Source organism: Streptacidiphilus sp. ASG 303 (assembly GCF_020991365.1).
In the GTDB taxonomy this organism is placed as follows: domain Bacteria; phylum Actinomycetota; class Actinomycetes; order Streptomycetales; family Streptomycetaceae; genus Peterkaempfera.
This window is the reverse complement of record NZ_JAJLRA010000004.1, coordinates 167828-192841: the sequence shown is the minus strand read 5'-3', so window position 1 is coordinate 192841 and position 25014 is coordinate 167828. Positions and strand designations below refer to the sequence as shown.

Annotated in this window: 21 protein-coding genes; 6 read left to right on the top strand and 15 right to left on the bottom strand. The window is 76.9% G+C overall.

Features of this window, described 5'->3' with window-relative positions:
- Positions 1 to 72 precede the first annotated feature (72 nt).
- Positions 73 to 810, top strand: a complete 738-nt coding sequence (locus LO771_RS07685) for a FadR/GntR family transcriptional regulator (RefSeq protein ID WP_230649215.1) — start codon at positions 73 to 75, stop codon at positions 808 to 810.
- Positions 811 to 990: 180 nt separating this feature from the next.
- Positions 991 to 2388, top strand: coding sequence for an MFS transporter (locus LO771_RS07680; RefSeq protein WP_230649214.1), 1398 nt, complete (start codon positions 991 to 993; stop codon positions 2386 to 2388).
- A 24-nt stretch (positions 2389 to 2412) separates the two neighbouring features.
- Here LO771_RS07680 and LO771_RS07675 read toward each other — a convergent pair whose 3' ends face one another.
- From LO771_RS07675 to LO771_RS07640, 8 genes are all read right to left on the bottom strand, one after another.
- Entirely contained in the window at positions 2413 to 3129 is a 717-nt protein-coding gene (locus tag LO771_RS07675; protein ID WP_230649213.1) for an ABC transporter permease, read from the bottom strand.
- Positions 3130 to 3288: 159 nt separating this feature from the next.
- The gene (locus tag LO771_RS07670; protein ID WP_230649212.1) at positions 3289 to 4206 is read right to left on the bottom strand and encodes an ABC transporter ATP-binding protein; all 918 of its coding nucleotides are present in this window, start codon (positions 4204 to 4206) and stop codon (positions 3289 to 3291) included.
- An 18-nt stretch (positions 4207 to 4224) separates the two neighbouring features.
- Positions 4225 to 5127, bottom strand: coding sequence for an ABC transporter permease (locus LO771_RS07665; protein ID WP_230649211.1), 903 nt, complete (start codon positions 5125 to 5127; stop codon positions 4225 to 4227).
- Positions 5111 to 6181 (bottom strand): ABC transporter ATP-binding protein, encoded by a 1071-nt coding sequence (locus LO771_RS07660; protein ID WP_230649210.1) that lies wholly within the window; start codon positions 6179 to 6181, stop codon positions 5111 to 5113. Before LO771_RS07660 ends, LO771_RS07665 begins: the two co-directional genes overlap by 17 nt.
- A gap of 125 nt (positions 6182 to 6306) precedes the next feature.
- On the bottom strand, positions 6307 to 7197 hold the full coding sequence (locus tag LO771_RS07655; protein ID WP_230649555.1) for a hypothetical protein: 891 nt from the start codon (positions 7195 to 7197) through the stop codon (positions 6307 to 6309).
- Positions 7194 to 8054, bottom strand: a complete 861-nt coding sequence (locus LO771_RS07650) for a hypothetical protein (RefSeq protein WP_230649553.1) — start codon at positions 8052 to 8054, stop codon at positions 7194 to 7196. Before LO771_RS07650 ends, LO771_RS07655 begins: the two co-directional genes overlap by 4 nt.
- Entirely contained in the window at positions 8051 to 9034 is a 984-nt protein-coding gene (locus tag LO771_RS07645; RefSeq protein WP_230649209.1) for a hypothetical protein, read from the bottom strand. The genes LO771_RS07650 and LO771_RS07645 overlap by 4 nt, the downstream gene beginning before the upstream one ends.
- Positions 9035 to 9083: 49 nt before the next feature.
- A complete protein-coding gene (locus LO771_RS07640; RefSeq protein WP_230649208.1) occupies positions 9084 to 10001 on the bottom strand; it encodes a hypothetical protein in 918 nt (305 codons plus the stop codon).
- Between the two features lie 367 nt (positions 10002 to 10368).
- Between LO771_RS07640 and LO771_RS07635 the strand changes: the two genes are divergently transcribed.
- Both LO771_RS07635 and LO771_RS07625 read left to right on the top strand, forming a co-directional pair.
- Positions 10369 to 11679: a GH25 family lysozyme gene (locus LO771_RS07635; RefSeq protein ID WP_308188855.1), complete on the top strand. Its 1311-nt coding sequence runs from the start codon at positions 10369 to 10371 to the stop codon at positions 11677 to 11679.
- 98 nt (positions 11680 to 11777) lie between these two features.
- On the top strand, positions 11778 to 12572 hold the full coding sequence (locus LO771_RS07625; RefSeq protein WP_230649207.1) for a D-Ala-D-Ala carboxypeptidase family metallohydrolase: 795 nt from the start codon (positions 11778 to 11780) through the stop codon (positions 12570 to 12572).
- Between the two features lie 130 nt (positions 12573 to 12702).
- Here LO771_RS07625 and LO771_RS07620 read toward each other — a convergent pair whose 3' ends face one another.
- The 3 genes from LO771_RS07620 to LO771_RS07610 all read right to left on the bottom strand — a co-directional run bounded on the left by LO771_RS07620 (position 12703) and on the right by LO771_RS07610 (position 14194).
- Positions 12703 to 12912: a hypothetical protein gene (locus tag LO771_RS07620; RefSeq protein ID WP_230649206.1), complete on the bottom strand. Its 210-nt coding sequence runs from the start codon at positions 12910 to 12912 to the stop codon at positions 12703 to 12705.
- Positions 12913 to 13517: 605 nt separating this feature from the next.
- Positions 13518 to 13919: a DNA-binding protein gene (locus LO771_RS07615; protein WP_230649492.1), complete on the bottom strand. Its 402-nt coding sequence runs from the start codon at positions 13917 to 13919 to the stop codon at positions 13518 to 13520.
- A 26-nt stretch (positions 13920 to 13945) separates the two neighbouring features.
- A complete protein-coding gene (locus LO771_RS07610) occupies positions 13946 to 14194 on the bottom strand; it encodes a type II toxin-antitoxin system CcdA family antitoxin (protein WP_230649205.1) in 249 nt (82 codons plus the stop codon).
- Between the two features lie 627 nt (positions 14195 to 14821).
- Between LO771_RS07610 and LO771_RS07605 the strand changes: the two genes are divergently transcribed.
- The gene (locus LO771_RS07605) at positions 14822 to 15709 is read left to right on the top strand and encodes an LLM class flavin-dependent oxidoreductase (protein WP_230649204.1); all 888 of its coding nucleotides are present in this window, start codon (positions 14822 to 14824) and stop codon (positions 15707 to 15709) included.
- A gap of 193 nt (positions 15710 to 15902) precedes the next feature.
- Positions 15903 to 16781, top strand: coding sequence for an HAD-IIB family hydrolase (locus LO771_RS07600; protein ID WP_374228107.1), 879 nt, complete (start codon positions 15903 to 15905; stop codon positions 16779 to 16781).
- Positions 16782 to 16970: 189 nt separating this feature from the next.
- On the opposite strand, the gene cydD is transcribed toward LO771_RS07600, so the two are convergent.
- The 4 genes from cydD to hisC form a co-directional block, all read right to left on the bottom strand.
- Positions 16971 to 20624 carry a thiol reductant ABC exporter subunit CydD gene (cydD, locus tag LO771_RS07595; RefSeq protein WP_230649203.1) on the bottom strand — a complete coding sequence of 1218 codons (3654 nt, stop codon included), beginning with the start codon at positions 20622 to 20624 and terminating at the stop codon, positions 16971 to 16973.
- The gene (gene cydB / locus LO771_RS07590) at positions 20621 to 21697 is read right to left on the bottom strand and encodes a cytochrome d ubiquinol oxidase subunit II (protein ID WP_230649202.1); all 1077 of its coding nucleotides are present in this window, start codon (positions 21695 to 21697) and stop codon (positions 20621 to 20623) included. The genes cydD and cydB overlap by 4 nt, the downstream gene beginning before the upstream one ends.
- A 33-nt stretch (positions 21698 to 21730) precedes the next feature.
- Positions 21731 to 23305, bottom strand: coding sequence for a cytochrome ubiquinol oxidase subunit I (locus LO771_RS07585; protein WP_230649201.1), 1575 nt, complete (start codon positions 23303 to 23305; stop codon positions 21731 to 21733).
- 533 nt (positions 23306 to 23838) lie between these two features.
- Complete coding sequence (gene hisC, locus LO771_RS07580) at positions 23839 to 24930, bottom strand: histidinol-phosphate transaminase (protein WP_230649200.1); 1092 nt, start codon at positions 24928 to 24930, stop codon at positions 23839 to 23841.
- Positions 24931 to 25014: the final 84 nt, after the last annotated feature.

The window sequence follows — 25014 nt, the reverse complement described above, 5'->3', positions numbered from 1 at the left end:
GTTGTAGGATGACCGGGCAGCAGGACGACCGGGCAGCAGGACGACCGGGCAGCGACAGGAGGTGGACGCGCCGTGGGAGAGGCCGGGACCGGAGGCACCCTGCGGGCGGCCGGGCGCCGCTCGCTGGTCGACGCCGCCATCGAGCAGCTCCGCGGGCAGCTGGCCGCCGGTGCCTGGCGGGTCGGCGACCGCATCCCCACCGAGCACGAGCTCGCCGAGCAGCTCCAGGTCGGCCGCAACACGGTGCGCGAGGCCGTCCGGGTCCTGGTGCACGCCGGGATGCTGGTCTCCCGGCAGGGCGAGGGCACCTTCGTCCGCTCCACCAGCGACCCGGCGTCGGTGCTGCGCGGCGTGCAGCGGTCCGGGGTCCGCGACGTGCTGGAGGTGCGGCGCGCCCTGGAGGTGGAGGCCGCCCGGCTCGCCGCCCTGCGGCACACCCCCGCGGACGTCTCCCGGATGCGGGCCGCCCTCGCCGCCGAGGCCGCGGTCCTGGCGGCGCACCCGGACCGGACGGGGCGCGGGGAGACGGTCGAGCACGACCTGGAGTTCCACACCGCGGTGGTGGAGGCCGCGCACAACCCGGCGCTGGCCGAGGTCTACCGGTACTTCGGCGACTCGGTGCGGGAGTCGATGCGGACGGCCTTCGGCGACCACGAGATGCCCGAGGTGGCCGTGGACACCCACGCCGCCCTGGTGGACGCGATCGAGAGCGGCGACCCCGAGCGGGCCGAGGCGGCCTGCCGGGCCCTGCTGGCGGAGCCGACGGCGGCGGTCGAGCAGCTGCTCGCCGAGAACGCCGCCCGCAAGTAGCGGCGCCGCCCCTCCCCTCCCCGACCGGGCCGGGGGCCTCCGCCACGCGGCGTCGGCCCTGCCCCGTCGTCCCGCCGTCCCCCCGTCCGTCCCCCCCCGTCCGTCCTTCCGTGCCCCTGCCGGCGTGCCGCCCCGCGCGCCCGGCCGCCCCGGCACGCACCGAGAGGAGCGCAGCCCGCCATGCCCGCCACCGAATCCCCCCGGCCCCAGCCGCCGTCCCGAGCGGCGCTCCGGCCCGGCACCGGCCCGGACGCGCGGCGGCCCGGCACCGGCCCGGACGCGCGGCGGCCCGGTGCCGACCGCGCCCGGCGGGCGCCGGGCCGGTCGGCCCTGGCCGGGGCCGCCCGGAGCGGCCCGGCCCGCACCGGGCTGCTGCTCGCCGGCATCGTGCTGGTGGCGCTGAACATGCGCGCCTGCCTGGCCGCCGTCTCCCCGATGGCCGCCGAACTGCAGCGCGGTCTGGGCCTGTCGTCGGCGGCGAGCGGACTGGTCACGGCCGTCCCGGTGCTGTTCCAGGGGGCGGGTGCCCCGCTGACGCCCCGGCTGGTGCGGCGGCACGGCACCGAGCGGGTGGTGCTGGGCGCCGTCCTGCTGCTGGCGGCGGGGGTGCTGCTGCGGGTGCTGCCCGCGGTGGCGGCCCTCTACGCGGGCTGCGTGGTGATCGGGGTGGCGATCTCGGTGCTCAACGTGGCGATGCCGGGGCTGATCAAGCGTGAGTTCCCGGAGCGGGCCGCGGCGATGACCGGGGTGTACTCCACCGCGATGCTGGTGGGTGCGACGCTGGCGGCGGCGGTGTCGGTGCCGCTGGAGCACGCGCTCGGCGGCTGGCGGGCGTCGCTGGGCTCCTGGTCGGTCCTGGCCCTGGTGGCGGCGGCCGGGTGGCTGCCGCAGCTGGCGCGGGGCCGGTCCGCCGGTCCGGAGGGGCGCGGATCCGTACCGCGGGCCGCCGTCCCCGCCGCCGTCCCCGCCGCTGGTGCCTCCGCCGTCCCCGCCGCCGCACCGTCGGCGGGTGTGTGGCGGTCCCGCACCGCGTGGCAGGTCAGCGTCTTCATGGGGATCTCGTCGCTGCTGGTGTACTCGCTGGTGGCGTGGATGCCGACCATCCTGGCGGACGGGGGCATGGACCGCGGCGAGGCGGGCCTGGTCTTCGCGTCCAGCAACCTGGTGCAGGTGGCGGGCGCCTTCCTGGTGCCGCTGGCGGCGGGGCGGATGCGCAGCCAGCGCGGGCTGGCGGTCGCCATGGCGTCGCTCAACGCGGCCGGGATCGCCGGCCTGCTCGCGGCCCCCGCGGCCGGGGCGTGGCTGTGGGCGCTGCTCATCGGCGTGGCGCAGGGCGGCTCGCTGGGCCTGGGGCTCTCCTTCATCGTGCTGCGGGCGCGGGGCGCCGCGGTGGCGGCCCGGCTGTCGGGGATGACGCAGACGGTGGGCTACCTGGTGGCGGCGGCCGGGCCGGTGGCGGCGGGCGCGCTGCGGCAGGCGACGGGCGGCTGGACGGTCCCGCTGGGGCTGATGCTGGCGCTGTGCGCGGTGGCCGCCGCGGCCGGCTTCGGCGCGGGCCGCGACCGGGTGCTGGGATAGGCCCGGCCGGTACCGGCGCCGGGGCTACTCCTCGCCCGCGAGGGTGAGGCCCGCCAGGCGCACCGCCGCGGCGGCGGTGGCGGCCAGGGTGACGAGGACCAGCAGCGGGACGGCGGCGGAGAGGGGGACGTCGGCGGTGACGGCGCCCGGGTCGGCGGCGGCCCGGGCCAGCGCCAGGCCCCACTGCTGGACGGAGAGGGTGCGGGCGCCGTGGACGAAGTTGCCCACCAGGCTCTCCCAGACCAGGCAGTACATCAGGCCCGCGACCACGGCGTGCCGGGTGAGGGTGCCCAGGAGCAGGAAGAGGGCGCTGTAGGCGGTGCCGGCGGCCAGCGCGCCCAGGGCGTAGGCGACGGCCAGGCCGTCGGCGGTGCCGTACAGCACGAGGCCGGCGAGGAGCGTCGGCAGGGCGGCGAAGACGGCGGTGCAGCCGACCGCGACGGCCAGCTTGGTGACGGTGATCCTCCAGCGCGGCTCCGGCTTGGCCAGCAGGTAGACGATGGAGCCGTCGTCGATCTCGGAGGAGATCGCGCCGGTGCCGGAGATCAGGCCGAGCAGCGGGACGAGGGTGCCGAGGGCGAGGCCCCCGAGGAGCTGCACGGCGATGTCGTGGTCCTGCCCCTTGGTGGCGCGCACCAGCACGGCGAGGAGCAGGAGCAGCGCGGGGACGACCAGCAGCAGCAGGCCGCGGCGGCGGCCGAGCAGGCCGTGTACGGTCAGCCTGGCGACGGTCGGGTTCACGGTGGTGGGCCTTTCCCTGGTCCGGTGGCGGTCGGCCGGTGTGCGGCGTCCCGTGTGCGGCGTTCTGTGTGCGGCGTTCTGTGTGCGGCGTTCGGCGCCCGGCGGGCGGTGCCCGGACGGAGGTCGGGGGCCGGGGTCCGGGGCGGGGGTGTCCGGGCCTCAGGCGGAGACGAGGTAGGAGAAGACGCTCTCCAGCGACTCGTCGGCCGGGGAGACGGTGTACAGCCGGATGCCGGCCTCCGCCGCGACGCGCGGCAGCAGCCGGGTGAAGCGGTGGAAGTCGACGGCCTGGACCCGCAGCGCCCCCTCCTGCAGGTCGACCTCGACGCCGGCCGTGGAGGCGTCGGCGATCAGGGCCGCGGCGAGCGCGCGGTCGTCGCTGGAGCGGACCAGGTAGCGGTGGGGGCGGTCGGTCATCAGGCGGCGGATGCGGCGGAAGTCGCCGGAGGCGGCGTGCCGGCCGGCGACCACGACCTCGATGTGGCGGGCGAGCTGCTCGACCTCCTCCAGGATGTGGGAGGAGAAGAGGACGGTGCGGCCCTCGGCACCGAAGCGGCGCAGCAGCTCCATGAGGTGGAGGCGCTGGCGGGGGTCCATGCCGTTGAACGGCTCGTCGAGGAGGAGCACCGCGGGGTCGTGGACCAGCGCGGACGCCATCTTGACCCGCTGCCTCATGCCCTTGGAGTAGGTGCCGGTGCGCCGGTCCTGCGCGTGCTCCATCTCCACGGTGGCCAGGGCGCGGGCGGCGGCGGCGCCGGGGTCGGGCAGGCCGTGCAGCTCGGCGTTGGCGACGACGAACTGGCGCCCGGTGAGGAAGTCGTACATCGCCTCCCGCTCGGGGACGAGGCCGATCTGCCGGTAGACCTCGCGGTTGCGCCAGACGGGCTGCCCGTCGAGGGTGACGGAGCCGGCGGAGGGCGGCAGGAAGCCGCTCATCATGTGGATGAGGGTGGACTTGCCCGCGCCGTTGGGGCCGAGGAGCCCGGTGATGCCGGGGCCCACGGTGAGCGAGACGTCGTTGACGGCGACGACGTTGCCGAACCAGCGGGAGACGCCGTCGATGCTGATGGTGGCCATGAGGTGGCTGACTCCCTGTCAGAACTTCCGGTACCTGCGCAGCAGCAGCAGGTGGCAGGCGGCGGCGACGGCGGCGAACTCGAGGAGGGCGGCGGCTCCCACGGCCCCGGAGGAGACCGAGCCCGGGCCGTCCTGGTGCGGCAGCCGGAAGACCCAGCCGGACAGCGCGTCGACCAGGGTGGACGGGGAGAGCAGCGAGGCCCAGTCGGCACCGCCGGAGCCGCCGGGCCCGTCGAGCAGGGCCCAGGTGATGCCGGCCACCGTGGTGGAGACGATCAGCACGCCGATGACCGCCGCCACCCCGAAGCCGCGCCGCGGGGTCGCGGCGGCGACCACCAGGCCGACGGAGGCGTAGAGCACGGAGTAGAGCAGCGCGGTGCCGAGGCCGTACAGCGCGTGGGCGGTGTTGTGGCCGACGGGCATGCCGGCCAGCAGCGCGCCCGCGTAGAGGATCACGACCGGCAGCGCGGTGAGGACCAGCAGCGCGGCGGTCATGGCCGCGGTCTTGGCCCGGACGTAGTCGGTGCGGGTGAGCGGCCGGGAGAAGTACAGCGGCACCGTCATGAACCGCAGGTCGCGGGAGAGCATCACGGGGGCCTGCGCGGCGAGGAAGATGCCGGTCAGGATGCTGGTGTTGGCGAGGTAGCCCGGGTAGTCGACCGGCAGCTCGTCCTGGCGGGTCATGACCGCGAGGGCGACGACGATCAGCGCCGGGGCGCACATCGCGCCGAGCAGCAGCATCGGCAGCACCTTGGACCGCGCCGAGCGGCCGAGACCGTAGGAGGCGCGCAGGCTCTGCACGAAGAGGGCGCGGGCGGCGTGGGCGCGGCCGAGCCGCGGCCCGGTGTAGGGGCGGTAGCCGATGTCGTGGATGACCCCGGTCCCCGGGGGTGCGGTCGCGGCCTCAGGCGGCACCGGCATCTGCGGACTCCCCTTCCGTGGGTGCTGCGGTCCTTGCGGACGGGACGGCCGCGGCGTGCCCGCCGCCGCCGTCCGTGTCGCCGTCGTGGAAGACCTCGACGACGCGGTGGCGGCGCTGCTCCATGCGGACCAGGCCGAGGCCGAGGCCCGCGACGGCGTCGCGGACGGTGTCGTAGGTGCCGTCGCCCTCGATCTCCACCAGCGTGATCCGGCCCCCCGGCTCCCCGGGGGCGCCCTCGGCCCGCACGGTGAGCCCGGCGGCGGCGAGGTGCTCGCGCACGGCGGCTTCGGGGTCGGCGGTCCGGCCGGCCCGGTCGGCACGGCCGGCGTGGTCGGCCCAGCCGTCGTCGGCGGCGACCTCGACGGCCAGGACCTGGGTGGCCTCGGTGAAGGAGGCCGTGGAGGAGGAGCGCAGCAGCCGCCCGCCGTCGATGACGACCAGGTGGTCGCAGGTGCGCTCCAGCTCGCCCAGCAGGTGCGAGGTGACCAGGACGGAGATGCCGAAGTCGGTGTGGATCCGGCGGATCAGGCCGAGCATCTCGTCGCGGCCGACCGGGTCGAGGCCGTTGGTGGGCTCGTCCAGCAGCACCAGCTGCGGATCGTGCACCAGCGCCTGGGCCAGCTTCACCCGCTGCTTCATGCCGGTGGAGTAGCCGCCGACGGGCCGGTACCGCTCCTCGTAGAGGCCGACGTGGCGCAGGGTGTCGGCGGTGCGCTCGCGGGCGGCGGCGGCCGGCAGGCCGGACATCCGGGCCATGTGGACCACGAACTCGGTCGCCGAGACGTCCGGCGGCAGGCAGTCGTGCTCGGGCATGTAGCCCACCCGCTCGCGGATGGCGGGACCGTCGGCCGCCACGTCCAGGCCGAGGACGCGCGCGGTCCCGGAGGTGGCGGGCGCCAGGCCGAGCAGGATCTTGATGAGCGTGGACTTGCCCGCGCCGTTGGATCCGACCAGGCCGACGACACCGGGCTGCACGTCCACGGTGAGCCGGTCGAGGGCGGTGACCCGCGGGAACCGCTTGGTGAGGCTGTCCGTTGCGATGACTGACGACACGGGGGAAACCTAGCGCCGCCGGGCCTGTGCCGGCATGGGCTGGGAAGGTGATCGTCCCTGGTCCTCGCGGCGTACGCCCCGCGGTGCCGTCCCCTAGGGGTCGGCACCGCGGGGCGCGGCTCGGATCAGCCGAGCAGGCCGGCCTGGTCGGAGACCACCTGGCGGAACGCCGTGTCCGGCACGCCCCGGGGGTCCGTCATGAGGACGACGCCGACGGTGTCGCCGGACCGCAGGTACGCGGCCCGGGCGGTGGTCCGCTGCCTCCCCGCGGGGCCCTCGTGGCGGCTCTCGGCGTTCAGGTTGGTGCCGGGCGGGACGGTGAAGTCGTCGGTGGTGTCGACGATGCCGCCGCGCACCCGCGCGGGCTCCGCCTCGATGACGACGGCGTGGAAGGCCTGCGCCTCGTCGGCGGAGGCGAAGCCCACCAGGCGGATCTCGGTGCGGGTGCCGGCGGCCGTGGTCCAGCTGCGGCCGGTGCCGCGCCGGCAGGCCTCCTCCCGGAGCGAGCGGCCGATCGCCGCGGGGTCGGCGAAGAGCGCTGCGAAGGCGGCGCACTCCTTCCCGGCGGGGCCGGCGGAGGCGGGGACGGCCGGGCCGACCGCCTGCCGCGGGGCGGGCAGCAGCAGGCCGCGCAGGTCCGCCCAGTGCCTGCCGTCGCCCGCGGAGGCGAAGGGGGCGGGCCGGCCGGCGGGCAGCGGGGGGAGGGACGCGGGCGGGAAGGCGTAGCGGCCGTCGGAGGGGGTGCGCAGGCCCGGGAGGTCGGTGCGGTCGGGTGCGGCGACCGCGAGGGCGGCGGCCGTGCCGGACAGGCCGAGGACCAGGACGGCCGCGCCCCACCGGAGGGCGGCCCGCAGCCGGGGGCGGCTCCGCGCCGCGCCGCCCTCCCCCGGGGCGGCGGCCGGATCGGCGGCCCGGCCGGAGGCCCGGTCGGAGGCCCGGTCGGCGGGTGCGGTGACCGCAGCGGCTGCGGTCACGGCCGCGGTCGGGATGGCGGTGGTGGGCCGGCGGTCCGTCATACGGCTGCTCCCGGGGGCGCCAGGCGGTCGAGCTGGCTCTTGAACAGCTGCACGGCCTGGTCCTTGTTCAGCGGTGCGACGCCGGTGGTCTCCATGGTGACCAGGAGGTCCCCCTCGGCGGCGAAGCAGGTCATGTAGTCGATCTGTGCGGACGGCTCGACCGGCGGCAGGACGCAGCGGGCCCCGGGGTGGCCGGGGACGGCGGGTCCGCGCCGGAACGCTCCGGAGACGTCGACGAGCGCGCTCTCGAAGGCGCCCGCGGCCTTCACGGCGTGCTGGTTGAACTGGTCGAGGCTCATCTCCACCATGAACGCGCCGTCGTCGGACCGGTAGGTGCGCAGGCCGCTCGCACGCAGGTGCAGGGAGCGCCACGCGCTCTCGACCCGGCTGCGGTTCTTCCGGGGCACCTCCCGGAGGGCCTGCCGCATGCGGGCCGCGAGCTGTCCGCCGTCCAGTTCGGTGTCGTTGCCGAGCTCCCCGTGGTCGGGGCCGGGGCGGTAGCCGTCGGGGACGGGGAGCAGCAGGCCGCGCAGCGGGCCGAAGTGGTTGCCGTTGGACCTCGCCCCGAAGGAGGGCGAGGGGGAGGGCGCGGCGGCGGGGGCCGCGGCGGCGGGAGCGGCGGCCGCAGCGCCGGCGTCGCGGTAGGCGGTGTGCAGCAGCACCTCGCCGATCCCCGCACCGGCGGCGGCGGCCGCCGCGACGGCGGCGAGGGCGCGCAGGGCGGTGCGGCGCCGGGCGGGCCGCTGCCCGGCGCGCGGCGCGGGAGGCGGCACGGGAGGCGGCGCGGGGAGCGCGACAGGGGGCGCGACGGGGTGGGCGGCGGGGTCCGGGTGGACCGGGGGGTCGAGGTCGTTCACAGCCGCTCCCACTGGCGCCGGGCGAGGTCGAGGAGGTGGCGGAGGTCCACCGGCCGCGGCGCGTGCACGTCGATGCGCATCACGACGTCGCCGCGCCGGGCCACGGCGAGCCCGTAGTAGAACCGCTCCCGGGAGTCCGCGTACGTCTGGCTGCGGCGGGTGACGTAGGCGACGCCGGTGGCCGTGCCGGGGATCGCCCGGGAGGTGCAGGGGGTGTCCGTGAAGCGGCTGCAGTGGACGGCGCCCTGGACCGCCTCCGTCACGTGGTCGCTGCTGCCGGACTGGTACTGGATCAGGCGGATCCGGACGCCGGCCCGGCCCTCCAGCCAGCTGACCGTCGCGGCGCGGCGGAAGCCGTCGTCGAGCAGGGAGGAGAAGACCTCCCCGGAGTCGCGCCACAGCAGGGCCATCCGGTCGGCGGGCATCCAGCCGTCCTCGCCCGGGAGGAAGTCCCACGTCCGGGTGCCCGCGGGCCTCTTGAGCAGGAGCTTGCGCAGGTCGCCGTCGAGGCCGAGCGGGGCGGGCGCCGCGGCGGCGGCCTCGGCGGCGGTGGCCGGCCGCGCCGGGTAGTGCGGCGCGGGGGCGGCGAGGGGCGGCAGGGGTGTGGGCGGGCGGCCGGCCTGGACGGCGTAGCCGGTCCCGGCGCCGCCGAGGACGCCCAGCAGGAGGGCGGACGCCAGCAGCACCGCGGTGCGGGGCCGGGGGCGGCGGCCTCCGGGGGCGGGGTCCGCCCCCGCGGCGGCGTCCGGGGCGGCCGGGGAGGGGTCGGCGGCGGACAGGGCTGCGGCGGCCCGGGCCGCGGCGGACAGGGCGGCGGCGGTCCGGGCGTCGGCGGCACGGGCGTCGGCGGCACGGGCGTCGGCCGGGACGGGGGTCCGGGCGTCGGAGGGGACGGGGGTCCCGCCGGGCCCGAAGGGCTGCCGGCGGTCCGTTTCCGGTACCGGATCGGGAGCGCGCTGCTCCGCGGCGTCGGTGCTCAAGGGGTGCTCCACGGGAGGGGTCGGGTGCGGTGCGGGACGCCGAGGGGGCTCAGCGGCCGGTGCGCAGACGCTGGTACTGGCGCTTCATCAGGCCGTTGAGCAGTGCGCGGTTCGGCGCCCCGCCCGGGTCGCCCTTGACCTGGACGGTGATCTCGGCCTCGACGTCGCCCTGGTGGAGCAGGCCGACCAGGGAGCCGGTGCCGCCCTCCTCCCGGGGCTTGACGAGGAAGGCGCGGGAGCCGCCGCCCGCGGACACCGGGAGGGGGGTGCCGCGCATCGAGATGCCCCGGACGAACCAGTCGGCCTTGGCGGTGCTGCCGAACCTGATCAGACGGACCGTCACCTCGGCCTTCCCGTCCGCGGTCCGGTAGGTGCGGTAGGCGGCGGAGCGGAAGCCGTAGTCGCCGAGGATGCGCCGGGTCGAGGCGGTGTTCCCGAAGCTCGCCGCCACGGCGGAGAGGGAGAGCCGCGTGCCGTCGGCGGCTCCGTACACCTCGGCGTCGCCGGGCACGGCCAGCAGGAAGAAGCGCAGGTCGCCGGTGTGGCCGGCAGCGGACACCCGGCCCGTCACGGTGGAGCGGGGCGTCGGGGAGGCGCTCGGCGTGCCGGTGGCTGCGGCGGCGGGCCGCCCGGTGGCGGACGGGGAGGGGGACGGCGCGGCGGACGGACCCGCCGCCGCGGACGCGCCGCCCGCGGGCGCGGCCTGCGCCGCCGGGGCCCGCCCGGCGGGGCGGCCGACCGCGACCGTCACCGCGGCGGCGGTGGCGGTGACCGCGAGCAGGCCGGTGGCGGCGAGGGCGGCGCCGAGGACCCGGGGCAGCCGCCGGGGCCGGGCCGCGGGGCCGCCTGCGGGTGCGGCGGCGGGGAGCGGCACCGCGGCCGGGCCGGGCGGCGGGAGGGTCGGCGGGGCGGCCGGCAGGCCTGCGGGCGGCGGCGCGGCCGTCGCCGGCTGCTCGGGCGGGTGCACGGCTCACTCCCAGGGCGTCGGGGTCCGTCGCGGTCCGGACGGGGCGGTCCGGACAGGGCGGTCCGGCACCGCCCGGCGGGGGCGCCCGCGCACGGTTGAGCTGCGATTATGGCGACCCATCCGGACACGGACAACGCGCTTATGCCTGACGTGTCCGCAACTGCTCGAATACTGCCGTCCGATTCGTTACCGGTCCGGCCCGGTCCGCCGGCCCGGTCCGTTGGTCCGGTCCGGTCCGCCGGGCGGCCGCACCCGGCCGGCCCGCGGAGCGAACGGGTCCGGACCTCTTCCCGGTCGCCTTTCCGTGCGCGTACGATCCCGGCTGTCATGGTCACACCATTGCACCATCGACCACCAGGGGACACCCATGCCCGTCGCCCGCAGCGCCTCCCCCCGCGACCGCGCGGGAGCCGCGCTCCGCCGCCCCGCCGCCGCGGCGGCCGCCCTCGCCGCCGCGGCCGCCCTCCTCCTCGCCGCGCCCGGCACGGCGGCCGCCCACGACCCCGCACCCCGGTCGGCCCCCGTGCCCACCCCGGTGACCCACCCGGACGCCGACCACGCCGGCTCCGGACTGCAGCGGCAGCGGACCGCGGCCGCCTCCCCCGCGGCCCCCGCACCCGCGCTCGCCGCAGGCGGCACCGCCGGCCTCGACGTGAGCTCCTACCAGGGCACCGTCGACTGGGCGTCGGTGAAGGCCGCCGGGGCCTCCTTCGCCTACGTCAAGGCCACCGAGGGGACCACCTACACCAGCCCCACGTACTCCGCGCAGTACACGGGCGCCCGCAACGCCGGGCTCATCCGCGGCGCCTACCACTTCGCCCTGCCGAACAACTCCGGCGGCACCGCCCAGGCCGACTGGTTCACCGGCCACGGCGGCGGCTGGACCGCCGACGGGTGGACCCTGCCGCCCGCCCTCGACATCGAGTACAACCCCTACGGCGCCTCCTGCTACGGGCTGAGCCAGAGCGCGATGGTCTCCTGGATCCGCGCCTTCAGCGACGAGGTCCGCGCCCGCACCGGCCGCTACCCGGCCATCTACACCACCACCGACTGGTGGACCACCTGCACCGGGAACAGCGCGGCCTTCGGCTCCACCAACCCGCTCTGGCTCGCCCGGTACGCCTCCTCCCCCGGCACCCTGCCCGCCGGCTGGTCCGCCCAGACGGTCTGGCAGTACGCCGACTCCGGCACCTTCCCCGGCGACCAGGACGCCTTCAACGGCAGCTACGCCGCCCTCCAGGCGTTCGCCCGCGGCGACGGCGGCACCCCGCCGCCGTCCTCGACCTGGCCCGTGGTGCAGCAGGGGCAGACCGGGGAGCGGGTGAGGACCGTGCAGTACCTGCTGAACGCCCGCGGCTCGTCGCTGACCGTCGACGGCTCCTTCGGCCCGGCCACCGACACCGCCGTCCGCTCCTTCCAGTCCTCCCACGGACTCACCGTCGACGGCGTCGTCGGCACCGCCACCTGGCAGGCGCTCGTCACCACCGTGCAGCAGGGCAGCAGCGGGCCCGCGGTCTCCGCCGTCCAGAGCCAGCTGAACGCCCACGGCTCGTCGCTGACCGTCGACGGCTCCTTCGGCCCGGCCACCGACACCGCCGTCCGCTCCTTCCAGTCCTCCCACGGACTCACCGTCGACGGCGTCGTCGGCACCGCCACCTGGCAGGCCCTGGTCGCATGACCGGCCCGACCGGCCAGACCGGAACGGCCGGACCACGGCACGCACCGCCCCGCACCCCCACCCCCACCCGCACCCGCGCACCCCGAGGAGAGGACCCGATGACGGACGAGACGGCAGCCCCCGGGACAGCGGCCCCCGGCGCCCGCACGACCCGCCGCACCCTGCTCCGGGGCGCCCTGGGCCTCGCCGCCGCCGTGGGCGCGGCGGGCGCCCTGGACCTGGGCCTGGCCCGGCCCGCGGCGGCGTACGGCTGGTCGCGCACCCTCCAGCAGGGCGCGAGCGGCGCCGACGTCACCGAGCTGCAGATCAGGATCGCCGGCTGGGCCGCCGCCTCGCCCCAGCAGACCTGCGTGGCCGTGGACGGCTCCTTCGGCCCGGGCACCGCGGCCGCGCTCCAGCGGTTCCAGTCCGCGTACGGGCTGGGCGCCGACGGCGTGGCGGGGCCGCAGACGCAGCAGGTGCTCAACTCCCTGGAGAGTGCGGACGGCTCGACGGCGCACTTCGAGTGGAGCGAGTTCACCTCGCACGACGGCTCCGGCTTCGGCGGCGGGAACGTCGGCTCCGCCCAGGTGAAGGAGAACGTGCGGCGGCTGATGTACAAGCTGGAGGCGCTGCGGAGGAAGGCGGGCGACCGCGCGGTCACCATCAACTCCGGCTTCCGCAGCACCGCCTACAACGCGCAGGTCGGCGGCGCGTCGAACAGCATGCACACCTACGGCGTCGCCGCCGACACGGTCGTCTCCGGCCTGTCCACTCTCAGCGTGTACCGGATCGCCGAGACCTGCGGCTTCTCCGGCCTGGAGACGTACTCGGTCTCCTGGCAGCACGTCGACAGCCGCATCGAGTACCCCTACGGCTCGCAGTTCTGGTGGTGGGAGGACGGCGTCGCCTGACCCCGGCCGCCCCGTCGGCGGACCGCGCCCGGGGGGCGGGGCCCGCCGGCGGGGGCCCCCGGGCGGGGGCCGTCCGCGCCGGGCCCCGCCCCGGTACCTCAGGCCGCCCGGCGCAGCCGGTCCGCCACTGTCAGGAAGAGGTGGCGTCGGGGATCCTCTCGACCGGGGTTCTCGACCAGGCCGTCCGCCGGCCCTCCTCCGACAGGACGACGAGGCCGTTCTCCACGCCGACCTTCCGGATCCGGCCCCACGCCACCGCCCCCGGGCGGGGGGGGGTGGCGACCCCGGCCGTGGCGACCGCGATGCCGCCGAACCGGACGGTCCCCCCGCGCTCCGGCACGGCCAGCACCCCGGGCAGCCGGGCCCGGGCGACCTCCCTCCGGATGCCGGGCCCCGGCGCTCCGGTCCGGCGAAGAAGCCCGTCAGCTCGGCGGTGGTCCCGTCCGGTCCGGTCAGCGTGCACACGTGGCGGGTCCCGACGTGGACGCCGTTGGCGTACCGCTCGGTGATCTGCTGGAGCAGCCGCACCGCGTCCCGGCGGAACACGCCGGTCGGGCCGGTGCGGTCCGCGGCCACCGCGCCCTGCTCGAAGAAGTGGAGGCGCCGGGCGGCCTGCCTGCGGGAGACGTCGGGGGCCTTCGCCGTCAGCCGGAGGAACCAGAGGCCGGGGAGGACGCCGCACAGCAGGCCGAGGAGCACGACGAGGACCATCCCGGCGGGCCGGGCCGGGCCGGGCCGCTTCGGCAGGAAGGTCTCCGGGTGCGCGCCGAGCCCCGGGCCGCGGCGGCCCTTCCGGGACGAGCCGCGGCCCGGGAGGGTCCCGGCGCCGGCCGCCGCGGTGACGGAGGGAATCAGGACCGGCACGACGGTGACGCCGGTCAGGTCCTGTCCGCCCGTCACGGTCCGTCCCGCAACCCCCGGAAGGCGCCCGCGCCCCGCCTCGACTCAGATCGCGATGAGCCGGACACCGGTGCGGCAGAGCTTCGCCATGTCGTCGACGTCGGAAGTGAGCAGGGCCACCGGTCCCGGCTGACGGAGGGCCATCTCTGCGACCGTCGCGTCGATCGCGTACTTGTGACCGTGCAGGCCGGCCTGCTTCAGCAACTCGGCCGAGGCTCTCGCGGCCCGCTCGGTGACCGCTTCCACCTTGACGCGGGAGAGCGTCCAGTTCAGCCGAGGAGTGTTCACGCGGGCATGCGCGACCTCCGCAATGGTGTTCGCACCGACGACGAGGTCGGCCCCCATCGCGTGGAACACCTGGAGCATGGCCAGGACCCCACGATCCTGGGCCAGCCATGCGGACACCCCCTGGGAGTCCAGCACGACGGTCTCGAAGCGCTCGGTCACGGGGCGCTCGGTCACGGGGCGCTCGGTCACGCGGCGCTCGCCGAACCGGCCGGTCCGGTGGCACCGAAGATCCTGGTGTGCGCCTCGGACAGCTCCTCGTCGGTGAACGGGCCCTGTTCCTCCTGGTACCGGCGGAGGTCGTCCGCGAGCAACTGGTGCCGGATCTGCCGGGCGACGGCCTCCGCGACATACCCGGAGACGTTGTCGGTGAGCTTCTTGAGCTCGGCCACCTGCTCCGTCGGAAGCGTCACGGTGATGCGCGTGGTTGCTGACATGAGAGGAGCATACTGCGGTATGCAGCAGAGTGGCGGTGGCTCCGGGACGAGCCGCGGTCCGGAGCGGTCCCGGCCCCGGCCGCCGCGGCCGCGGTGACGGTCCGGATTCGGGCCGTCACGACGGTGACCTCGGTCGGACCTCGTTCCTGCGTCATGCCCTGACCTGCGGCGACGCGCCGCCGGAACCGGACGGTCATGTCACGGTGCCACCGGGACAGCCTGGAGAGCGCCTCGCTGTCGAGAACGAGGGCGCCGCTCACGCGGCGTCTGCCGGAGTGGCCTCTCCGCGACGGGCGGCGTGGTGGGCACGGACCCGCCCGGCCCTGGCTGCGACCTCGGCCGGGCCGACCGGGCCGTGCGCGGCCTCGGAGGCTGCGATGCACTCGTCGACGGATCCGCGCCGGAGCTGACGCCGCACCGCCTCCTCGATGGGGGGAGGCCTCCGCTTGCCGGCGCACGCGGACGGCGTCCGGGATTTCGGCGCGCAGGGAGACGCCGGTGACCCGGGTCCCGCCGGGGCGAGGGTCGTCCATCGCAGACGTGCAGTAAGCCGTGTGCGAGAGGCCGGGGGCCGCTCCCGTCCCGACGCCCGGAGCCGGCGGACACGGTTCCCGTAGGGTCGGGGTCATGCGTCTGAGCACGGTGATCCTCCCCATCCACCGGTGGAGCGAGGGGCAGAAGATCTGGCGGCGGGCCGAGGAGCTGGGCTTCCACGCCGCGTACACCTACGACCACCTGTCGTGGCGGTCGTTCCGGGACGAGCCGTGGTTCGGGGCGGTCCCGACGCTGACCGCCGCGGCGGCGGTGACGGAGCGGATCCGGATCGGCACGATGGTGACCTCGCCCAACTTCCGGCACCCGGTGACCCTGGCCAAGGACCTCATGTCGGTCGACGACGTCTCCGACGGGCGGCTCACGGTGGGCGTCGGGGCCGGCGGGACCGGGTTCGACGCGACCGCGCTCGGCCAGGAGGCGTGGACGCCCCGCGAGCGGGCGGACCGGTTCGGCGAGTTCGTGCCGCTGCTGGACCGGCTGCTGACCGACGAGGTCACCACCGCCGAGGGCCGGTTCTACTCGGCGCACGAGGCGCGGATGGTCCCGGGCTGCGTGCAGCGCCCCCGCGTCCCGCTGTACGTGGCCGCCACCGGCCCGCGCGGGCTGCGGCTGGCCGCGGAGCACGGCCAGGGCTGGATCTCCTACGGCGACCCGCGCGGCGCCGGCGACGTCCCCGCGGACCGCTGCCCGGCGGTGATCGCCGAGCAGGTCGGCCGCCTCGCGGACGCCTGCGCGGCGGCCGGGCGCGACCCGGGGGACCTGGAGAAGGTGCTGCTGCAGGGCTCCACGCAGGAGCGGCCGCTGGACTCCCTGGAGGCCTTCGTGGACTACGCGGGCCGCTACCGGGAGATCGGCGTCACCGAGATCGTCGTGCACTGGCCGGTGCCCGGCTCGGTCTTCGACACCGACCCGGCCGTCTTCGAGGAGATCGCCGCCGAGGGCCTGGCCCGGCTCGGCTGACCCGCCTCCGCCCCCGCCGTTCCGGCGTGCTCCGGGCCCCGCGGCGGGCCCGGAGCACGCCGTCCGTGCAGGCGGGGGTCCGGACGCGGGCCCCGTGGGCGAGGATGGACCGGTGACCACGACCTCCCCCACCCCCGACCGGCAGGACGCCGCCGGTGTCCACCGCGCGAACGGCGTCCGGCACCCCGGCGGCGTGCAGGGCGCGACCGGCGTGCAGGGCGTCCCCGCCGGGCCGTCCGGCGCGCGCCGGCCGCGGATCGTCGCCACCGACCTGGACGGCACCCTGCTGCGCAGCGACGGCACGCTCTCCCCGCGGACGCAGGCAGCCCTGGCGGCCGCCGAGCAGGCGGGCCTGTGCATCGTCTTCGTGACGGGCCGGCCGCCGCGCTGGATGGAGGCGGTGAGCGGCCACATCGGCGGCCACGGGGTGGCGATCTGCTCCAACGGCGGCGCGGTGTACGACGTGCGCCGCCAGGAGCTGCTGGAGAGCTACCCGCTGCGGGCGGAGGACGCGCTGGCGGTGGTGGAGCGGCTGCGGCACCGGCTGCCGGGGACGACGTTCGCGTTCGAGTACCCGACGGGCTTCTCGCACGAGCCCGACTACCCGGCGCTGCTGTGGGACGCGGACGCGGTGCACCGGATCGCCCCGGCGGAGGAGCTGCTGGCGGCGGGCGACGCCCACTCGGTCTTCAAGATCCTGGCCCGCCACCCGGAGCTGGACCCGGACGCCTTCCTGCTGCGGGGCCGGGAGGCGGCGGGCGAGCTGGCGGAGTTCACCCGGTCCAGCTCGATCGCGCTGCTGGAGATCAGCGCGTCGGGGGTGTCCAAGGCGAGCACCCTGGCCCGCTGGTGCGAGGTGCGGGGCGCGGCGGCGGAGGACGTGGTGGCGTTCGGCGACATGCCCAACGACCTGCCGATGCTGGCATGGGCGGGCACGGCGTACGCGGTGGCCAACGCGCACCCGGAGGTGCTGGCCGCGACCGGGCGCCACACCGCCCGCAACGACGAGGACGGGGTGGCACTGGTGGTGGAGGAGCTGCTGCGGGAGCTCGCGGACGGGTACGCGGGGTAGGACGGGCGGGCCCCGGTACCCGGCCCGGCGGGCGCGGGCGCGGACCGTGCCGTGCCGTGCCGTGCCCCGGACGGTCCGCACCGGCGGACCGCCGGGCGGCGGGCGGACGTCGGCCCCGGTGCGGTCCCGGGGGCCGGGCGGCCCCGTGACCGTGTGACCGCCTGACCGGACAGTTGGGGTGACGCCGCGTCAGATCGCGGCCCCCGCCAGGTCGGCCTCCTGCTCGCGCCGCCACATCGCGCGCAGCGGCCCGTCCTGCCCGGCCAGGTCGTCCCAGGTCCCGCGCTGCACCACCCGGCCGCGGTCGAGGACGAGCACCTCGTCGACGCCTGCCGCGGCGAGGCCGGCCAGGCGGTGGGTGACGAGCAGCGTGGCGCGGTCGGCGGTGGCGTCGAGCAGGTCCGCGGTGAGGGCGTCGGCGGTGGGCAGGTCGAGGTGCTCGGCAGGCTCGTCGAGGACGAGGACGGGGAAGTCCGCGAGCAGGGCGCGGGCGAGGGCGAGGCGCTGCCGCTGGCCGCCCGACAGCCGGGCGCCGTGCTCGCCGACCATGGTGTCCAGGCCCTCGGGCAGGGAGTCGACCCAGGTCAGCAGGCGGGCGGCGGCCAGGACGCGGCGCAGGTCGGCGTCGTCGGCGCCGGGGCGGGCGAGCCGCAGGTTCTCGCGGAGCGAGCTGTCGAAGAGGTGGGCGTCCTGGGCGCAGAGGCCGACGGTCCGCCGGACGTCGTCGCCGTCGAGCACGCGGCTGTCCACAGCCTGTGGAAACTCCCCGAGGGTGACGGACCCCGCGGCGGGGTCGAGGAAGCGGAGCAGCACGGCGGCCAGGGTGGTCTTGCCGGAGCCGGAGGGCCCGACGACGGCGACGCGGCGGCCGGCGGACAGGTCGAGGTCGATCCCGGCGAGGGCGTCCTCGCCCTGTCCGGGCCAGCGGGCGCGCAGGCCGCGGACGGCGACCGGCAGGGGGCGGTCGGGCAGCGGCACGGGGTGCGCGGGCTCGCGGACCGGGTCGGGGGCGTCCAGGACCTCGGCGAGCCGCACGGCCGCCGCGCGGCTGCGCTGGCGGGACTGGGCGGCCGGCGGCATGCCGGCGACGGCCTCGAAGGCGGCGAGCGGGGTGAGCACCACCACGGCGAGCAGAACGCCGTCGAGCGCGCCCGAGGCGGTGGCCCGGACGCCGGCCGCCGCGGCGGCGGTGACCGTAAGGCCGGTGAGGAGCGCGGTGAGGCCGGAGCCCAGGCCGGCGGTGGCGGCGGAGCGGGCGGCGAGCCGGGTGAGGTCGGCGTCGGCGGCGCGGACGGCGGCCAGGCGGCGGGGCAGGGCCCCGGCGGCGGCGAGTTCGGCGGTGCCGGTGAGCAGGTCGACGACGCCGGTGGCGAGGGCGCCGCGGGCGGGCGCGGTCCGCCGCTCGGTGCGGCGGTCGAGGGCGCCGGAGAGCGCGGGCACGGCGGCGCCCGCCAGCAGCAGTCCGGCGGCGAGCACCGCGCCGGCGGCGGGCAGGACGGCGGCGAGCCCGAGGGAGGCGGCGGCGGAGACGGCGGCGGCCGCGGCGGCGGGCAGGCGCCAGCGCAGGAACCAGTCCTGGACGGCGTCCACGTCGGCGACCAGGCGGGAGAGCAGGTCGCCGCGGCGGAACCCGCCGGCGGCGTGCAGGCCGGCGGGGGCGAGGCGCTCCAGGCGGACGAGGACGGCGGCGCGCAGGCCGCCGAGGGCGCGCAGCACGGTGTCGTGGGAGAGCAGGCGCTCGGCGTAGCGGAAGACGCTGCGGCCGATGCCGAAGGCGCGGACGGCGGTGACGGCGACCATCAGGGTGAGGACCGGCGGCTGCTGGGAGGCCCGGGAGATCAGCCAGCCGGAGGTGGCCATGAGGGCGGTGGCGCTGCCGAGGGCGAGGCTGCCGAGGAGGGCGGAGAGGGCGAGGCGGCCGCGGGGGGCGGCGGCGCGGGCGAGCCCGGTGACGCGGCGCAGCGGGGAGCCGCCCGGGGCGGGGGCCGGGACGGCGGGCGCGGGGGCGTCCGGCGCCGGGGCGGGCCCGGGAGCGGCGGGCGCGGGGACGGCGGCGGGCACCGCCGCGCGGGCGGCTGCGGCGGCGGGCTCCGGACCGGCGGCGGGCACGGCCGGGCCCGTACCGGCCGGGACCTCGTCTGCCGGTACGGCCCCGGCGGCCGGGCCGCCCGGCGCCGCGGGGGCGGACAGCGCGACGCGCCGGTCCGCGGCGGCGAGCAGCGCCGGGCGGTGGGCGACGAGCAGCACGGTGCGGCGCGGGTCGGCGGCCAGGGCGCGGACGGCCTCGACGACGGCGGCCTCGCTCTCCCCGTCCAGGGCCGCGGTGGGCTCGTCCAGCAGGACCAGCGGCCGGTCGTCGGCGAGGAGGGCGCGGGCGAGGGCGATCCGCTGCCGCTGCCCGGCGGACAGGCCGGTGCCGCCCTCGCCGAGCGGGGTGTCGGCGCCGCGGGGCAGCCGGTCGGTGAAGTCGAGGGCGTGGGCGGCGCGCAGCGCGGCGCGGACCTCGGCGTCGGAGGCGTCGGGGCGGGCGAGGCGGACGTTGTCGGCGACGGTGCCCGCGAAGAGGCGCGGCCGCTGCGGCACCCAGGCGATCTGCCGCCGCCAGCTGTCCGGGTCGAGGTCGGCGAGGTCGTGGACGGTGCCGTCGGCGGCGGTGATCCGCACGGTCCCGGCATCGGGCCGGGTGAAGCCGAGCAGGACGGAGAGCAGGGTGGACTTGCCGGCGCCGCTCGGCCCGGTGAGGGCGACGGTCTCGCCCGGGGCGAGGGAGAGGCCGGCGCCCCGCAGGGCGGGGGCGGTGCGGCCGGGGTGGGTGACGGTGATCCCGGCGGCGGTGACCGCGGCGCCGGCGAGGCCGGGGGCGGGGGCCGTGCCGGCGGGGGGCGGCGGGGTCTCCAGGACGGCGAAGACCCGGTCGGCGGCCGCCAGTCCCTCGACGCTGGCGTGGTAGTGGACGCCGACCTGGCGGACCGGCAGGTACGCCTCCGGGGCCAGGACGAGGACCAGCAGGCCGGTCTCCAGGCCGAGGGTGCCGTCGACCAGGCGGAAGCCGACGGAGACGGCGACCAGGGCGACGGAGAGGGTGGAGAGCAGCTCCAGGGCGAAGGAGGAGAGGAAGGCGATGCGCAGCGTCCGCAGGGTGGCGCGGCGGTAGTCGTCGGTGACCCGGGCGACGGCGCGTGCCTGGGCCTTGGCGCGGCCGAAGACCTTGAGGTCGGGCAGGCCGGCCACCACGTCGAGGAAGTGGTGGGAGAGCCGGGCCAGGGTGCGCCACTGACGGTCCGTCACACTCCGGGTGGCGAGGCCGATCAGCACCATGAAGAGGGGGATGAGCGGGAGGGTCGCGGCGATCAGGACGGCGGACGGCCAGTCGGCGCCCAGGATCCGCAGCAGGACCAGGCCGGGGACGACGACGGCGAGCGCCAGCTGCGGGAGGTAGCGGGCGAAGTAGTCGTCGAGCGCGTCCATGCCGCGGGTGGCGAGGGCGGTGAGCTCGCCGGTGCGGCGGCCCCCGGCGGCGCCGGCCGGGTCCAGGCGGACGGCGTGGTCCAGCAGCTGCGTGCGCAGCTCGGACTTGGCGGCGGCGCAGGCGCGGTGCGCGGCGAGCTCGGTGAGCCAGGCGACGGCGGCGCGCCCGGCCGCGGTCGCGGCGAGGAGCAGCAGCGGGGTGCGCAGCGCGGCGGCGCCGTCGTGGTGCTGGAAGGCCCGCACCACGACGTGGACGACCAGCCCGGCCTGGGCGACGACCAGGCCGGCCCCCGCCGCGCCGAGGAGCACGGACGCGGCGAGGAAGGGCCGGGTGGCGCGGGCGTACCGGAGCAGCCGCGGGTCGACGGGCTTCACGGGCGGTCGGCGGCGGGCTCGGCGGGGGCGGCCGTCCCGGCGGGGCCGGCGGGGGCGGGCACGGCCGCCGCGTGGGCCGGGGCCGGGATGTGCTGCACGCCGATGCGGCGGCGGAAGACCCAGTAGGTCCAGCCCTGGTAGAGCAGCACGAGCGGGGTGAAGACCACCGCCACCCAGGTCATGATCCTGAGCGTGTAGGCGGAGGAGGCGGCGTTGGCGACGGTGAGGCTCCACGCCGGGTCCAGGGTGGAGGGCATCACGTCCGGGTACAGCGCCAGGAAGAGCATCCCCACCGCCGCCGCGACCGTGAGGCCCGAGCAGGTGAACGCCCAGCCCTCGCGGCCCGCCCGGTTGAGGGCGAGCGCGCCGAGCAGCGCCGCGACGGCGAGGACGAGGGCGGCGAGGCTGCGGGCGTTGCCGGTGCCGGCCTGCGTCCACACCAGGAAGGCGGCGGCGAGGACCGCGGTGAGCAGGCCGAGCCGCCCGGCGAGGGCGCGGGCCCGCTCGCGGATCGGGCCGAGGGTCTTCAGCGCGGTGAAGACGGCGCCGTGGAAGGTGAACAGGGTCAGCGTCACCAGGCCGCCCAGCAGCGCGTACGGGTGGAGCAGGTCGAGGAGGCCGCCGGCGTACTCCTTGTGCCGGTCGATCGGGACGCCGCGGACGATGTCCGCGAAGGCCACGCCCCAGAGGAACGCGGGCAGCAGCGAGGTCCAGAAGATCGCCTGCTCCCAGTTCCGCTTCCACCGCACGCCGTCGCGCTTGGCCCGGTACTCGAAGGCGACGCCGCGCACGATCAGGCAGACCAGGATCGCGAAGAGCGGCAGGTAGAAGCCGGAGAAGAGGGTGGCGTACCAGTCGGGGAAGGCCGCGAAGGTGGCGCCGCCCGCGGTGAGCAACCACACCTCGTTGCCGTCCCAGACCGGGCCGATGGTGTTGATCAGCACCCGGCGCTCGCGCTCGTCGCGCGCCAGGAGCCGGGTGAGGACGCCGACGCCGAAGTCGAAGCCCTCCAGGAAGAAGTAGCCGGTCCACAGGACGGCGATGAGGATGAACCAGACGTCGTGGAGGTGCATGGTCCGCTGTCTCCTGATTCCTGCGACGGGCCGTCAGTAGGCGAAGGCGAGGGGCCTGTCGGCGTCCTCGCCGTCGGGGTCGCCGCCGGCGGGGCCGCCGGGGCCGCGCAGGACGGGGTCCTTCTCCGGCGGCCGCTCGGAGGTGACCGGTCCGGCCTTGGCGTACGTCGCCAGCAGCCGCACCTCGACGACGGCGAGCGCGGCGTAGAGCAGGGTGAAGCCGATGAGGGTGGTGAGCTGCTCGGCGAGGGAGACGCCGGGCGAGACCGCGTCGGAGGTGCGCATCAGGCCGAAGACCACCCACGGCTGGCGGCCGGTCTCGGTGAAGATCCAGCCCCAGGAGTTGGCGAGCAGCGGGAAGCCCATGGTGAGGATGCCGACGCGCCAGCCCCACCGGGTGAGCGCCGGGCCGAGCTCGCGGGTGGGGGTGAGCATCAGCCGGGGCACCTCGTCGGGCGCGGTGCGCTTCCCCGGGGCGACCCAGCGGCGGCTGCGGGTGAGCCAGAGGCCCGCCAGGGCGCAGGCGAAGGACGTCATGCCGAAGCCGATCATCCAGCGGAAGCCCCAGTAGGCGACGGGCACGTTCGGCAGGTAGTCCTTCGGGTCGCCGCCGTACCTCGCGGCCTCGGCGGCGGCGACGTCGTTGACGCCCGGCACCTCGGAGCGGAAGTCGCTGTGGGCGAGGAAGGAGAGCAGTCCGGGGATCTCCACGGCGACCGTGTTGTGGCCCTTGGCGACGTCGCCGACGGCGAAGACGGAGAACGGCGCGGGCGCCTCCTTGTCCCACAGCGCCTCGGCGGCGGCCATCTTCATCGGCTGCTGCCGGAACATCACCTTGCCGAGGCTGTCCCCGCTGACGGCGGTGCCGAGGCCCGCGACGACGGCGACCACCAGGGCGACGCGCAGCGAGGTGCGCATGGCCAGGGTGCGCTTCGGGTCGGCCGCCTCTCCCGCCTCCTGGAGCCGCCGGGTGCGCCACAGGTGGTAGGAGGCGATGCCGACCATGAAGGCGGCGCCGGTGAGGAAGGCGGCGGTGAGGGTGTGGGCGAACTGCGCCAGGGCGGTGTTCTGGAAGAGCACGGCGCCGATGTCGGTGAGGCGGGCTCGGCCGGTGGCGGGGTCCAGCGCGTACCCGACGGGGTGCTGCATCCAGGAGTTGGCGGCCAGGATGAAGTACGCGGAGAGGACCGTGCCGAGCGAGACCATCCAGATGGCGGCGCAGTGCAGCCGCTTCGGCAGCCGGTCCCAGCCGAAGATCCACAGGCCGATGAAGGTGGACTCGAAGAAGAAGGCGATGAGCGCCTCCATCGCCAGGGGGGCGCCGAAGACGTCGCCGACGAAGCGCGAGTAGTCCGACCAGTTCATGCCGAACTGGAACTCCTGCACGATGCCGGTGACCACGCCCATGGCGATGTTGATCAGGAAGAGCTTCCCCCAGAAGCGGGTGGCGTGGAAGTACTTCTCCTTCCCGGTGCGGACCCAGGCGGTCTCCAGGCCGGCGGTGACCGCCGACAGGCTGATCGTCAGGGGCACGAAGAGGAAGTGGTAGACGGTGGTGATGCCGAACTGCCACCGGGCGATGGTCTCGGGTGCCAGCGCTAGGTCCACGGGTCGCTCCTGCCTGCGGGGCTTGTCCGCTTGTGAACGTGAACACGTTCACAAGCACATGGGAATTATGACCCGACCGGGTGACGGGAACCGACCCCGGTACCGCCCCACAGGGCGTGAAATCGGTCACCCGGAGCATGGCGGGGCGGCGGTGGCGCGGCGCAGAGGCCGCCGGGCCCGGGCACGGGGCCGAAGGGTCCCGGGCGGGGCGCCCCGGCCGGGCCGGTCGGCCCTCCCCCGGGGCAGGGGCAGGAGGCGCACGGGGCAGGACGCGCACGGGCACCCCGCCGGGGGTGCGGTGCGGGCCCGCGTGCGGTGCGGACACACGCGCCGTGCAGACGTGCGGACGTGCGGGCATGCGGACGTACGGGCATGCGGAGGGGCCCGCACCGCGCGGCCGGCGCGGTGCGGGCCCCTCGACGTCGTCCGGGCCTCTCGGCGGGTGCGGGCCCGGCTGCACGTCCGGGCCTCTCGGCGGGTGCGGGCCCGGCTACACGTCCGGGCCCCTCGGCGGGTGCGGGCCCGGCCGCGGGTCAGAGCTCCTTGCGGAACGCCTCGGCGGCCTGGAGGAAGAGGTCGTTCGCCTCGGTCTCGCCGACGGTGACCCGCACGCCCTCCCCGGCGAACGGCCGCACCACGACACCGGCCGCCTCGCACGCCGCGGCGAAGTCGAGGGTCCGGTCGCCGAGCCGCAGCCACACGAAGTTGGCCTGCGACTCCGGCACCGTCCAGCCCTGGGAGGCCAGCGCCTCCGCGACCCGGGCCCGCTCCGCCACCAGCGCGTCGACCCGGGCCATCAGCGCGTCCTCGGCGCGCAGCGAGGCCACCGCGGCGTCCTGGGCGAGCTGGCTGACGCCGAACGGCACCGCGGTCTTGCGCAGCGCCGCCGCCACCGGCTCGTGGGCGATCGCGAAGCCGACCCGCAGCCCGGCCAGGCCGTAGGCCTTGGAGAAGGTGCGCAGCACGCAGACGTTGGGCCGGTCGCGGTAGAGGTCGACGCCGTCGGGCACCTCGGGGTCGCGGATGAACTCCCGGTACGCCTCGTCGAGGACCACCAGCACGTCGCCCGGCACCCGGTCGAGGAAGCGCTCCAGCTCGGCGCGGCGCACGGCGGTGCCGGTCGGGTTGTTGGGGTTGCAGACGAAGACGAGCCGGGTGCGGTCGGTGACCGCGTCGGCCATGGCGTCGAGGTCGTGGACGTCGCCCGGCGTCAGCGGCACGGGGACGGCGGTGGCGCCGCTGATCCGCGTGATGATCGGGTACGCCTCGAAGGAGCGCCAGGCGTAGACCACCTCGTCGCCCGGGCCGGCCGTCGACTGCAGCAGCGACTGGGCGACGCCGACCGAGCCGGTGCCGGTGGCGATGTGCCCGGCGGGCACGCCGAACCGCTCGGCGAGCTCCGCGGTCAGCTCCGCGCAGGCCATGTCCGGGTAGCGGTGGAAGCGGGCGGCCGCGCCGGTGACCGCCTCCAGGACGCCCGGCAGCGGGTCGTAGGGGTTCTCGTTGGAGGAGAGCTTGTAGGCCGGCGCGCCGTCCGCACCGGTGGCCGGGCGTCCCGGCTTGTAGGTGGGAATGCCGTCCAGCTCCGGCCGAAGCCGGGGGCCCTGTGCAGCCGTGCCGCTCACCGTCGTGTCCTCCGCTCGCTCGTCCACACCCGACCGCGGCCGCCGGGCGTCGCGCCCGACCGTCCGGTCGGGAAACACCTTACG